The sequence below is a fragment of the Micromonospora sp. NPDC048935 genome (assembly GCF_043197875.1).
GTDB lineage: Bacteria > Actinomycetota > Actinomycetes > Mycobacteriales > Micromonosporaceae > Micromonospora.
On the sequence record NZ_JBICTZ010000024.1, the window covers coordinates 1 to 12,778 of the forward strand.

Sequence of the window (12,778 nt, forward strand, 5' to 3'; positions counted from 1 at the left end):
GACAACCGCTCCAACAACAACACCCCCACACCCTCCGCCCAACCCGTCCCATCCGCAGCCGCCGAAAACGCCTTACACCGACCATCAACCGCCAAGCCCCCCTGACGACTGAACTCGACGAACAACCCGGGCGAGGACATGACCGTCACGCCACCGGCGAGTGCCAATTCGCACTCACCCCGCCGCAACGACTGCACCGCCAGATGCAACGCCACCAACGACGACGAACACGCCGTATCCACAGTCACCGCAGGACCCTCAAAACCAAACGTGTACGCCACCCGCCCGGAGGCGACACTCGCGCTGCTTCCGGTCAGCAGGTGCCCCGCGAGATCGCCGTTCGCCTCGTGCAGGCGCGGGCCGTACTCCTGGGTCATCGCCCCGACGAAGACACCGGTCCGGCTGCCCCGCAGCACGTCGGGATCGATACCCGCGCGCTCCAACACCTCCCACGACGTCTCCAACAGCAGCCGCTGCTGCGGGTCCATCGCCAACGCCTCGCGCGGCGCGATCCCGAAGAACCCGGCGTCGAACATCGCCGCGTCCTCAAGGAAGCCGCCGCGCCGCGGAAAGTCGTCCTCGGACCGCGTCTCCCATCCACGATCCGTGGGAAACCCGGAAACGGCATCCCCGCCCGAGGCCACCAGCCGCCACAGGTCCTCGGGACTCGAGATCCCACCCGGGTAACGGCATCCCATGGCCACGATCGCCACCGGCTCGTCCAGCGCCACCGCGGTACGCGGCTGTTCGTGCACCTCCGCCGCGCCCAGCAGTTCGGCGCGCAGGAACCGGGCCACCGCCGCCGGTGTCGGATGGTCGAACAGCAGGGTCGCCGGAAGGCTCAGCCCGGTGGCGACGCCGAGCCGGTTGCGTAGTTCGACAGCGGTCTGGGAGTCGAAGCCGAGATCCTTGAAGGTGAGCCGGGGCTCGACCTGGTCGGGCCCGTCGTGGCCGAGCAGCGCGGCGATCTGGGACCGGACCGACCCGAGCAGCACCCGATCCCGGTCAGCGTCCTTCGCGGCGGCCAGGCGCCGCACGAACAGGGCCTCCTCGGCGTCTGCCGCCGCGGCGACACGGGAGCCGGGGGCCACCGGCCCGCGCTGCCGCTGCTCGCCCAGGTCGTCCAGCCAGTGCCGCTGGCGCTGGAACGAATAGCGGGGCAGATCCACGGTCGCGGCCGCCGACCCGGAGAACACGCTCGCCCAGTCGACCTCCACCCCGTGGACGTGCGCCTCGGCGAGCGAGGTCAGAAAGCGGGAGAGGTCTCCTTCGCCGCGGCGCAGCGTCCCCAACGCGGCCGCCTCGGCACCCGCGTCCTCGATCACCTCCTGGACCGCTCCGGTAACCACCGGATGGGGGCTCACCTCGATGAACGTGCCGTGCCCATCGGCGAGCAGCGCGCGGATCGCCTCGTCGAACCGGACGGTCTGCCGCAGGTTGCGGTACCAGTAGCCGCCGTCCATGCCCTCGGTGTCCAGCCGCCCGCCGGTGACCGTGGAGTAGAAGGCGATGCGCGAGGCACGCGGTGCGACAGGTGCCAAATCGCGCGACAGCACGTCGCGGATCGCCTCCACCTGGGCTCCGTGCGAGGCGTAGTCGACAGCGACCCGTCGGGCCCGGACACCGTCGGCGGCGCAGGTGGCGAGCAGTGCCTCGATCGCGTCGGTGTCGCCGGAGACGACTGTGGCGCGCGGACCGTTGACCGCCGCGACCGCGAGCCGGCCATCCCAGGGCTGCACCATTCGCGTCACCTGCTCGGCGGGCAGCGACACCGACATCATGCCGCCGCGCCCCGACAGGACCGCCAACGCCCTGCTGCGCAGACCCACGATGCGCGCGGCGTCCTCCAGGGACAGCGCACCCGCCACGTGGGCGGCTGCTATCTCACCCTGCGAGTGGCCCACCACCGCCGCCGGCTCGACCCCGTGGGAGCGCCAGAGCGCGGCCAACGCGACCATCACGGAGAACAGGGCGGGCTGGACGACGTCGACACGCTCCAGCGGCGGCGAGCCCGGCGCCCCTCGCAGAACGTCGATCAGCGACCAGCCGGTGAACGGTTCGAGGGCGTCGGCGCATTCACGCAGCTTGTCGGCGAAGACCGGGGACTCGTCCAGGAGGGCCGCGGCCATGTCGGGCCACTGCGAGCCCTGGCCCGGAAACACGAGCACGGTCCTGGCCGCGTGCTCACCGGCGCTTCCCCGCACCAGACCGGGTGCCGCGTCGCCGTCGGCCAGAGCGCCGAGCGCGCGCAGGAAGCGCTCGCGGTCGTCCGCGACCACGACCGCGCGGTGCGCGAAGGCGGTCCGCGTGGTCGCCAGCGAGAGCCCGACATCTGCCACACCGAGGCCCGGCGCGGCGGCGACGAATTCCCTGAGTGTCGCGGCCTGCGCACGCAGGGCCCCGGCGGTACGCCCCGAGACCGGCCACGGCACGACCACCGGAGGCACCTCGTCGGCCCTCGCCGGGGCCGGGGCCGGGGCCTCGCTCAGGACGACGTGGCAGTTGGTGCCGCCCATGCCGAACGCGCTGACCCCGGCGGTCCTCGGGCCGCTGCCGCTCTCCCAGGCCGACAGCTCGGTCTGCACCCGCAGGCGCAGTTCGTCGAGCGGGATCCGCGGGTTCGGCGTGGTGAAGTTCAGGCTCGGCGGCAGCTCCGCGTGCCGCAGTGCGAGCACCGCCTTGAGCAGGCCGGCGATACCGGCCGCACCCTCCAGGTGGCCGATGTTCGTCTTGGCCGACCCGACCGGCAGCGGGTGTTCCGCGCTCCGGTCCGCACCCAGCGCGGCGCCGAGCGCCGCCGCTTCGACCGGGTCGCCCAACGGGGTGCCGGTGCCGTGCAGTTCGACGTAACCCACCTCGGACCGGGCGACCCCGGCGCGAGCCCACGCCTGCCGGATGACCTCCTCCTGCGCGGCCTGGACCGGCGTGGTGAGCGTCTGTCCGCCGCCGTCGTTGTTCACCGCGCTGCCACGGATCACCGCGTGGATCAGGTCGCCGTCCGCAAGGGCCCGCGCGAGCGGTTTGAGCACGACGAGACCGCCACCCTCCCCGCGGACGTATCCGTTGGCCCGCGCGTCGAAGGTGTGGCACCGACCGTCCGGGGACAGCCCACCGAAACCCGCCGACCGGGCCGTGCTGTCCGGACCGGTGATCAGGTTGACGCCTCCCGCGAGCGCGAGAACCGAGTCGCCCCTGCGGAGGCTCTCGCAGGCCAGGTGGACCGCGACGAGCGACGAGGACTGGCCGGTGTCCACCGTGAGGCTGGCGCCCTTGAGCCCGAGGAAGTAGGACAGGCGGTTGGCGATGATGCCGCGGTGCAGCCCGGTCATCGAGTGCTGGGCGAGCACTGCCGGGTCGTAGCGGGCGGCCAGCGTCGAGTAGTCGTCCCAGATCGCCCCGACGAACACTCCTACCGGGCGCCCGTTCAACTCGTGTGGCAGCAGCCGCGCGCCTTCCAGCGCCTCCCAGCCCAGCTCCAGGACCAGCCGTTGCTGGGGGTCCATGGCCGCGGCCTCGCGTGGCGAGATGCCGAAGAATCCCGCGTCGAAGCGGTCCACGTGCTCCAGGTAGCCGGCCCGGTGAGCGGCGACCTGCCTGTCCCGGGGCGGTTCGGTGACGGCGTCCACGCCATCGCGGAGAAGCCGCCAGAACGCCTCGGGATCGGCCGCACCCGGCAGCCGGCAGGCGAGACCGGTGATCGCGATTGCATCGTCACTCATGGCAGGAGCTCCCCCAAGGACTGGCGGTTGAACGACGGCGGGAAAGAGCGCAGGACACCCGCGGCACTGGCCGCCTGCCGCAACTCGCTCGGATGAGTTCGGCCGTCCCCGGACGGCCTACAGGGTCACCGGCAGCCCCTGGAGGCCCCTCATGATCAGGCCGGGTCGCCATCGGACCTCGTCGGGCTCGACGGCCAGCTTGAGATCGGGAAAGCGGTCGAGGACCGCGCCGATCGCGATCTCACCCTCCATCCGTGCCAGTGGTGCGCCCATGCAGTAGTGGTGGCCGTACCCGAAGGCCAGATGGGGGTTGTCAGCCCGTGTGACGTCGAACCGGTCGGGATCCGGGAAGTGCTCGGCGTCGCGGTGGGCACTGCCGAGGGAGATGAGGACGACCTCGTCCTCCTCGATGTACTCCCCGCCGATCTCCGTCGGCTCGGTACACATCCGCAGCGTGGTGTTCTGGACCGGCGACTCGAACCGCAGGATCTCCTCCACCGCCGAGGGCAGCAGGCTCCGGTCCCGGCGCAGCAGCTCCATCTGGTCCGGGTTGGCCAGAAGGTGGTAGAGCCCGTTGCCGATCAGGTTGACGGTGGTCTCGTATCCCGCCGCGAGCAGCAGGAACGTCATGGCGACCAGCTCATGCTCGGCGAGCTTGTCCCCGTCCTCGTGGACCATGATGAGCGCGGAGAGCAGGTCGTCGGTACGGGACTTGTGCTTGTCGGCGACGAGCTCCTGGACGTACTCGGAGAGGCTGGCCAGCGCCGGCGGGAACGCGTCGCCCATCAGCGGGCCCGCCGTGGCGATGTTGACCCAGCGCCGGAACTTGTCCCGGTCCTCTGCGGGCACCCCGAGGATCTCGTAGATCATCGTCATCGGCAGCGGGAGGGCGAGCTCGTCGATGAGGTCAGCCTCGCGCTTACCCTCCAGCCGCTCGACGAGGTCCGTCGTCACCTGCTGCACGCGGGGGCGCAACCGCTCGAACTGCCGTGGCGTGAAGGCCTTGGTGACCAGTCGGCGCAGCCGTGTGTGGTCGGGGGCCTCCAGGTTGAGCATGTGGTGGTGCAGTTCCTCGTTGGGGAAGAGCTCGGCCCTGTCCGCCGCGTCGAGACGCCGGATGTCCTTGGACAGGGCGGGGTTCCTGAGCGCGGAGCGGGCGTCCTCGTACCGTGAGACCAACCACGACTGTTTCCCTCCCGCTCCCGGCATCACCGGGCAGACGGGCTGGTTGTCCCGCAGCCACGCGTAGGTCGGGTACGGATCGTGCTGGAAGGCCGGGCTGCTGATGGGGGATGGTTCCTTGGCGCTCACGATCACTCCAGGAGGTAGTGGCTGCTCCAGACCGAGGTCGCTGTCGAAGGCGCCCTCGTCACGTCGTGCCTCGACCGTGCCGATCGTCGTGACGTCGCCGGAGCGCGCCACGGCGGCGGTGCGGTAGCCGTCGCGTTGCGTCATGCTGCCGACGAAGCCCGCCCGGGCACGGCGGCGAGCCCCGCGCGGCCGGAAGGATCGGTGCCGGCGGGCCACCCAGGTCGGCCGGGACCCGGCGGGCGCAGGCCCGCACCGCGCCGAACGCCCGCACGTGCCCCACCCCCTGCGGCGGGAGCGCCCCGTTCACGCGGTCACCGGCGCCGGCAGCACCGAGCGCAGCAGTGGGTCGGGGACGCCCCGCCGTCGCCATTCGCGGGGGTAGCCGAGGGATACCTCACGGAACGGAACGCCGTCGTAGGTGGTCGTGCGCGGGATGTGGAGGTGCCCGTACACGACCGTCGCGGTGCGGAACCGGCGGTGCCAGTCCGCGGTCAGCGTGGTGCCGCACCACTGGGCGAAGACCTGGAAGTGCAGCGCCGCGGTGGGTTGCCGGACCAACGGGAAGTGGTTGACCAGCACGAGAGGAATGTCCGGGTCGCAGGCCGCCAGGCGTCGCTCGGTGGCCTCGACCCGGGCCCTGCACCAGGCTTCCCGGCTCGGGTAGGGGTCGGGGTGCAGCAGGAACTCGTCGGTGCAGACGATCCCTTCGTCATAGGCGCGGCGCAGCGCCTCCTGCCGGCTGGACCCGGCAGGGCGGAAACTGTAGTCGTAGAGCAGGAACAGCGGTGCCACCGTCACCGGCCCGCCCGCGCCTCGCCACACCGCGAACGGGTCTTCCGGGGTGAGCACGCCGAGGCTGCGGCAGAGCGCGACGAGATGGTCGTACCGGGCCTGCCCACGTGCCGGCACCGGGTCCGCGGGGTGGGTCCACAGCTCGTGGTTTCCCGGCGCCCACACCACCTTTGCGAAGCGGTCGCGCAGCAGGGCCAGCGCCCATTCGATGTCGGTGGTCAACTCTCCGACGTCGCCGGCGACGATCAGCCAGTCCTGGTCGGTCTCCGGCCGCAGCTTCTCGACGATCCGCCGGTTGTCCTCGTGCGAGACATGCAGGTCGCTCACCGCGAGCAGCCGCCCCGTGGAGTGCGTCACGCGAGGGCCTCGGCTCGCAGTCGCTCCAGGATCTGGGCGACGACGGCATCCCTGCGGGCCGCGAGGTAGAAATGACCGCCGGGGTGCACGAGCAGCTCGAATCGCCCGTCGGTCGTCCCCGACCAGGCACCCGCCTGCTCCACCGTCACCCTGGGGTCCGCGTCGCCGACCATCGCGATCACGGGGCAGGTCAACGGGGGTGCCGCCGCCGGTCGGTAGGTCTCCACCGCCCTGAAGTCGGCACGCAGCGCCGGGATGATCATTTGAAGGATCTCCTGGTCCTTCAGCGGCGCCAACTCGGAGCCGTTGAGCCGCCTGAGCTCGGCGAGAAGGCCGGCGTCCCCGAGTTTGTGCACCGTCCCTCCGGAGGACAGCAGTGGGCTCCCCCGCCCGGAGGCGAAGAGCGCGGTCGGCGGACGGCCCGCCGCGCTCAGGCGCCTGGCCAACTCGAAGCCGACCACGGCGCCCATGCTGTGCCCGAAGAGCGCGAGAGGGCTGTCGTCGTCCGGATCCAGGACGCGGAACAGGGCGTCGGCCAGCGCGTCGATGGAGGTGAGTGGCGGCTCGGAGCGCCGGTCCTGGCGGCCCGGATACTGCACTGCCTGCACGTTCAGCTTTCCCGCCACTGCCGTCGCCAGCGGGAAGAAGAAGCTCGACGACCCGCCCGCGTGCGGCAGACAGAGCAGACGCGTAGCGCCCGGCGCCGGGTGGAAGCGTCGGATCCACAGCTCCCGTTCGGCCTGGTCCCTACCCGTCATCGTGACCTCTCCCCTGAATCGTCCGGCCAGCCGGGGCAATCAATGGCAGCCAGGGACGGCCTCCCCGCGGTTCGTCGTCCCGGGAAGCCCGCACATAAAGAAATCATCCATAACCAATGGGACACCTGCCGGCAATGACTTTTGTCACAGCCTGCCAAGCGCCCTGATTTTCTGAGGAGGATCAGATCAGTTTATTGGTCGCGGCAGCACTCACAATGAGTGCGCATATGGGCAGCACTCCTCCCCAACCGAGAGGAGTGAAGACGGGGGGCATCGGACCAGACTCCGACACGCGAGGCCCGCTAAAAGAATAGATCTGGTTGGACTGCCCACGATCCTGCCGCTGATCTGTGGGCCTTCATCCGTCAACTGCTGCGCAGCAGCCAGCGCAGAGGCAATTTCATCGTTTCGGGACGGAAGCCCTCGGCTGAGGCCGAGCGCCGACAAAATCCGCACGCATCACGGCGTCGAAGACACGATCGAACACACTATTCCCCCGTTGTCCCGACCAACCCGTGCGGGATGGTCGTAGATGCCATCGTCACCAACCGTCAAGCTGGCGAAATCGCGAGACTCGGCAGTGCGCCAGGCTGTCGCGGCTCCGCGCCGGTAGCAACATCATCGTGACAGAAAGGTTAGTCGCATCAGGAATAGACGGCAACCCCTACGTGACCATCCACCGGAAATGGCTTCCCACCTGGGCAGACATAGAGTTTCCCAGGCCCCGGACGATGCCGACGGCGTGTTCCCGTGGCGCGTTTCCCGCCGTCCGAGCGGTTGCCCGGAGGGGCCGTGGCGCGCGGGCCGGCGTCGCACGACGCCGGCCCGCGCATCCCTCACGGCGTCAGGCGGTGCAGGTCGCGCGGGAACGCGGTGACCTCCCGGATGTTGGCCGCGCCGACCAGTCGGGCCACGAAGCGTTCCAGCCCGATGGCGAAGCCACCGTGCGGCGGCATGCCGTGCCGGAACGCGTCGAGATAACCGGCGTACGGCTCGACCGGCTCGCCCCGGGCCGCCAGCGCGGCCAGGTAGTCGGCGTGCCGATGCAGCCGCTGCCCGCCGGTGACCAGTTCCAGACCACGAAAGAGCAGGTCAAAACCATTCGAGTACGCGGGTCGCGCCGGGTCCGGGTGGGTGTAGAACGGCCGCTTCGCCATCGGGTAGCCGGTGACGAAGAGGAAGTCGGAGCCGTGTTCGCGGCGGGCCCACTCACCCAGCGCCCGTTCGTGGGCGGGCGCGAGGTCCGGCTCGTCGGCGGGCGCTCCGGCGATCGTCAGCGCCTCGGTGAAGTGCACCGCCGGGATCTCCGCCGGCACCCGGGGCGGCGTGACGCCGAGCGTGGCCAGGGCGCCACCGGCCCGCTCGCCCACGGCGCCCAGCATCCCGGCCACCGTGTCACGCAGCACGCGCATCACGTCCCGGTGGTCGACGACGAAGCCCAGCTCGGCGTCGAGCGACGTGTACTGCGCGAGGTGCCGGACGGTGTCGTGCGGCTCGGCCCGGAAGACCGGCCCCACCTCGTAGACGCGCTCGAAGACGCCGACCATCAACTGCTTGTAGAACTGCGGCGACTGGGCCAGGTACGCGGGCCCGCCGAACCAGTCCAGCGCGAACACGTTCGCCCCGCTCTCGGTGGCGGAGCTGACCACCTTCGGGGTGTGGATCTCCACGAAGTCGTGGGAGTCGAGGGCGGCCCGGAACCCGGCGACGGCAGCCGCCGAGATCCGCAGCGCGGCCGACCGGGTCGGGTGGCGCAGGGCGGTCGGCGCGTTGTCGAGCTGGGTGGGCAGGCTCGCGGTGAGCGCCGGCCGGTACAGGTCGAACGGGGGCGGTACGGCGGGTGGCCCGAGCGGACGTACCGTCGGGTCGGTCAGCTCGACCCCGGCGGGCGCCGTGTCGTTCGCGGTCACCGTGGCGGTGACCTCGACGACCGTCTCCTCGGGAAGTTTCTCCAGCTCGGCGCGGACGGCCGGGTCGGTCACGACCACCTGGGCCAGGCCGGCGGCGTCCCGCACGATCAGGAAGGCCACCGACTTGAGCAGTCGGCGGCGGTGCACCCAGCCGGCGATCCGCACGGTCGTGCCGATCTGGGCGGGCAGGTGGTGGGACAGGGTTCGTCGCATGGCGGGCTCCTCGGTCGATCGCCACGCCGTCGCCGCCTCCGGGGGCGGCGAAAGCGTCGCATCAGCCCCAGGGAGGTGTGGGCGAGCGGGATCCTCGCGGTGCCACCACACCTTCACCCCCGCCGGAGCGGGGGCCTCGTTCGTCGCCTGATGACCGGGGCCAGCCGGGCGGGCTCTACTGGACACGGGTGACCGTGCCGTTCTTCCCGCAGCTCAGGAGGGTCTTCACGCACCGGCGCCAGACCGCCTCTCAGCACCGGCGGCTCTCTGCACTGGCGGGTCGGGGCGCTACTCGGCTCCGTCGTCGCTGTTGGCGGTGACCGTAGCACCGGATTCCGATGCGTGTGACGCCCTTTTTCGACTACCCGGTGTCCGGCGTCACAACGTTTGGAGCGTGACGCCGGTCGCCTGGCGTACATAGACACCTGCCGTCCGGCGTAGGCTCGTTTTCGTGACGATCGAGCACTCCGCGCCGACGACCGGCCAGGCAGCGCGCACCGCAACGGCGGCCCCCGAGGGGCGGCGTCTGCTGCGCATCGAGGCGCGCAACGCCGAGACGCCGATCGAGCGCAAACCGCCGTGGATCAAGGTCAAGGCCAAGATGGGTCCGGAGTACACCCAGTTGCGCGGGCTCGTCTCGCGCGAGGGGCTGCACACCGTCTGCCAGGAGGCCGGCTGCCCCAACATCTACGAGTGTTGGGAAGACCGGGAGGCCACCTTCCTCATCGGTGGCGACCAGTGCACCCGGCGCTGCGACTTCTGCCAGATCGACACCGGCAAGCCGGCCGAGTTCGACGCCGACGAGCCGCGCCGCGTGGCCGAGTCGGTGGTCGCGATGGGGCTGCGCTACGCCACCATCACCGGCGTCGCCCGTGACGACCTGCCCGACGGCGGTGCCTGGCTGTACGCCGAGACCGTCCGGCAGATCCACGCCCTGCAGCCCGGCTGCGGCGTCGAGCTGCTCATCCCGGACTTCAACGCCGTGCCCGAGCAGTTGGCCGAGGTCTTCGGCTCCCGCCCCGAGGTGCTGGCCCACAACGTGGAGACGGTGCCGCGCATCTTCAAGCGCATCCGGCCGGCGTTCCGCTACGACCGTTCCCTGGACGTGATCCGGCAGGCCCGCGCCGACGGCCTGGTCACCAAGAGCAACCTCATCCTGGGCATGGGCGAGGAACGCGCCGAGATCTCCCAGGCACTGCGCGACCTGCACGAGGCCGGCTGCGAGCTGATCACCATCACGCAGTACCTGCGGCCCACCCCCCGGCACCACCCGGTGACCCGCTGGGTCAAGCCGGAGGAGTTCGTGGAGCTGCGCGAGGAGGCCGAGGAGATCGGCTTCGCCGGCGTGATGAGCGGGCCGCTGGTGCGTTCGTCGTACCGGGCGGGCCGGCTCTACAAGCAGGCGCTCGACGCCCGCGCCGCCACGCCTGTCGTTCCCGCCGGCTGACCCCGGGTCCGATCGGTCGAAGCGGCGCGAGGGCGCGGAAAAGGAGCCTCTCGCCGCTTCTCCATATCGCACGCCGTGCGAGCCGGCTTCCCTCCTACTTTGCCGGCGGATCGATTGGCCCCGCGGTGCCTGAACGCCTTTCACCAGAAGGAACGACTAGATGGCGGCTTGTTCTCGCGCCCGCACATAGAGAAGGTGTCGGACTCAGTGGCCAACGGTCGGCCGGTTAATCGACAGCGGCACATGTGAGCGAATCATTAAGTCCACATTGCATCTATTTCGCTCTTTTTCGCACCCGAGGACAGCGCGACCGCAAGAGATCAGCTAACGTCTCCCCCGCAGCCGACCGGTGCATCCTCGAAGGCCGAGTGGAGGAATAATGGGCAAACGCGTCAACGCCGCTATTGCATTGACCAGTCTCGTAACCACAGCAGGATTAATTGGCAGACCTTCGTCAGCGATGGCCTCGGGTGGCGGCTGCATCGACTACTCCAAGAACGGCTGGAACGTCGGCGTCTGCAGCTCAGACAACGGCAGCCGAGTCTACGGTGACATCTACGTCAACGCCCGGGGCAGCCTCGGCTCCAGCTGCTACATCACGTTCTACATCAACAAGAGCGGCGGCGGCCTCGCCAGCAATGTGCGGCACGACGGTTGCTACTCGGGCCACCACTCGGCAACCAGCGCCCCCATGAGTAGCGGTTGCTATTACAACTCCTTCGAGGTCGTCGTCAACGACACCATCAAGGACAGCGGTACCAGCCCTCTGAGCTGCAAGTAACAGCATCGAAGAGACCTTCGCCGATGCAAGATTGTCGGGGAAATCGGCCGGGACAACGGTTTACCGATGTCCCGGTCCGCTAACCTGCACGGCGGGTCACCGTTCACGTTTGGGTGACCTTTTCGTAAACGCCCGCAGCAGACTCGGCAGCGCCTATTACATTGACGACCACGCCGGCGCATCACCGCGCCATCGACTACCTCCTCAACCGGAGGTAGCCACCCGATCGGGGCGGGTGCTCGTCAATGAATTGATAGCGTAACCACCTGCGGGTAAACAGGCCGCCTGGTTCCCCCGCTCCGCGGGCTGGGTCGCCACAGCAACCACCTCCCAATGCGGGATCGGCCGAACGCATGACGCAGGCGCGGAGTGCACGCTTCGACGGCCGAATGGCGATGCTGCTCGCGGCGCGCAGCCAGCCCTTCGGTCCGGGCGATCAGCGCTGACCTGCCCGCTTGACGGCGGCCGCGTGCCTGCCTCTCTGCGCGACGACCCCATCGCCGTCCCCGCATCCGTTCCGGGGGCGGGGTCGGGACGACGCCGCGCGTCGCGCACCACACAACCCAGCAACCCCGGCGAGCCGATCGTCGGGGAAGCGGTGCACCCGGACGCGGATCAACGTGGCCGGGGGGGACCACTAGACTCTGCGACATGGCAAAGCCCCAGGAGAAGGTCTCGTTCGGCCAGCGGCTGAAGCAGATCGGGATGGTGTTCCAGTTCACCGCCAAGCAGGACCGGTGGTTCGCGCCGTTGGTCGCCGCCGCGGTGCTCATCCCGCTCGCCCTCACCGTGGTCGCGGTCATCCTCTGGAGCTGGATCTGGCTGCCGATCGGCATCCTCTTCGTCCTGCTCGCGGTGCTGATCGTGCTCAACCTGCGATCCAACAAGGCGATGATGAACGCCGCCGAGGGGCAGCCCGGCGCGGCGGCGCAGATCATGGAGAACATGCGCGGCGACTGGCGGGTGACCCCGGCGGTCAGCTCGACCACCCAGATGGACATGGTCCACCTGGTGATCGGCCGCCCGGGCGTGATCCTGCTGGCCGAGGGCAACCCGCAGCGCGTGCGTGGCCTGCTCGGGCAGGAGAAGCGGCGGCTGTCGAAGGTGATCGGCTCCGCACCCCTGCACGACTACGTGATCGGGCAGGACGAGGGCGAGCTGCCGATCCGCAAACTCCGCACGACGCTGCTGCGCCTGCCCCGCGCGCTCTCCGGCAAGGACGTCAACTCGCTGGACAAGCGACTCAAGGCGCTCACCGCCCGGCCGCAGATGCCCAAGGGCGCGATCCCGAAGAACATGCGGCCGCCAGGCGCCTTCCGCCAGTCGCGGGGCCGCTGATCCCCCAGGCGTACGAGTAGAGAGCCGGACCCACACGGGTCCGGCTCTTTCGCGTCGGCGCCCCGCGCCCCGCGCCCCGCGCCCCGCGCCCCGCGCCCCGCGCCCCGCGCCCCGCGCCCCGCGCCCCGCGCCCCGCGCCCCGCGCCCCGCGC

Annotated in this window: 8 protein-coding genes; 3 read left to right on the forward strand and 5 right to left on the reverse strand. The window is 70.3% G+C overall.

Annotated elements, in window-relative coordinates; translation table 11 throughout:
• From ACGFIW_RS33640 to aspS, 5 genes are all read right to left on the reverse strand, one after another.
• On the reverse strand, positions 1-3,719 hold a 3,719-nt coding region (locus ACGFIW_RS33640), incomplete at its 3' end, for a type I polyketide synthase (RefSeq protein WP_393324562.1).
• A gap of 117 nt (positions 3,720-3,836) precedes the next feature.
• The gene (locus ACGFIW_RS33645; RefSeq protein WP_393324565.1) at positions 3,837-5,174 is read right to left on the reverse strand and encodes a cytochrome P450; all 1,338 of its coding nucleotides are present in this window, start codon (positions 5,172-5,174) and stop codon (positions 3,837-3,839) included.
• A gap of 159 nt (positions 5,175-5,333) precedes the next feature.
• The gene (locus tag ACGFIW_RS33650; protein ID WP_393324568.1) at positions 5,334-6,179 is read right to left on the reverse strand and encodes a metallophosphoesterase family protein; all 846 of its coding nucleotides are present in this window, start codon (positions 6,177-6,179) and stop codon (positions 5,334-5,336) included.
• Positions 6,176-6,937: a thioesterase II family protein gene (locus ACGFIW_RS33655; RefSeq protein WP_393324571.1), complete on the reverse strand. Its 762-nt coding sequence runs from the start codon at positions 6,935-6,937 to the stop codon at positions 6,176-6,178. Before ACGFIW_RS33655 ends, ACGFIW_RS33650 begins: the two co-directional genes overlap by 4 nt.
• Positions 6,938-7,773: 836 nt before the next feature.
• Positions 7,774-9,060, reverse strand: a complete 1,287-nt coding sequence (gene aspS, locus ACGFIW_RS33660) for an aspartate--tRNA(Asn) ligase (RefSeq protein ID WP_393324574.1) — start codon at positions 9,058-9,060, stop codon at positions 7,774-7,776.
• 451 nt (positions 9,061-9,511) lie between these two features.
• Here aspS and lipA point away from each other — a divergent pair, with 451 nt between their 5' ends.
• From lipA to ACGFIW_RS33675, 3 genes are all read left to right on the forward strand, one after another.
• Positions 9,512-10,507: a lipoyl synthase gene (lipA, locus tag ACGFIW_RS33665; protein WP_393324577.1), complete on the forward strand. Its 996-nt coding sequence runs from the start codon at positions 9,512-9,514 to the stop codon at positions 10,505-10,507.
• A gap of 379 nt (positions 10,508-10,886) precedes the next feature.
• Positions 10,887-11,288 carry a hypothetical protein gene (locus ACGFIW_RS33670; protein ID WP_393324580.1) on the forward strand — a complete coding sequence of 134 codons (402 nt, stop codon included), beginning with the start codon at positions 10,887-10,889 and terminating at the stop codon, positions 11,286-11,288.
• A gap of 651 nt (positions 11,289-11,939) precedes the next feature.
• A complete protein-coding gene (locus ACGFIW_RS33675; RefSeq protein ID WP_357358122.1) occupies positions 11,940-12,626 on the forward strand; it encodes a DUF4191 domain-containing protein in 687 nt (228 codons plus the stop codon).
• The last annotated feature ends 152 nt before the right edge of the window (positions 12,627-12,778 follow it).

Bases quoted from the DNA above. Each gene is read 5' to 3' on its own strand.
- aspS (WP_393324574.1), bottom strand. From the start codon at position 9,060: ATGCGACGAACCCTGTCCCACCACCTGCCCGCCCAGATCGGCACGACC.
- ACGFIW_RS33670 (WP_393324580.1), top strand. From the start codon at position 10,887: ATGGGCAAACGCGTCAACGCCGCTATTGCATTGACCAGTCTCGTAACC.
- ACGFIW_RS33655 (WP_393324571.1), bottom strand. From the start codon at position 6,937: ATGACGGGTAGGGACCAGGCCGAACGGGAGCTGTGGATCCGACGCTTC.
- ACGFIW_RS33645 (WP_393324565.1), bottom strand. From the start codon at position 5,174: ATGACGCAACGCGACGGCTACCGCACCGCCGCCGTGGCGCGCTCCGGC.
- ACGFIW_RS33675 (WP_357358122.1), top strand. From the start codon at position 11,940: ATGGCAAAGCCCCAGGAGAAGGTCTCGTTCGGCCAGCGGCTGAAGCAG.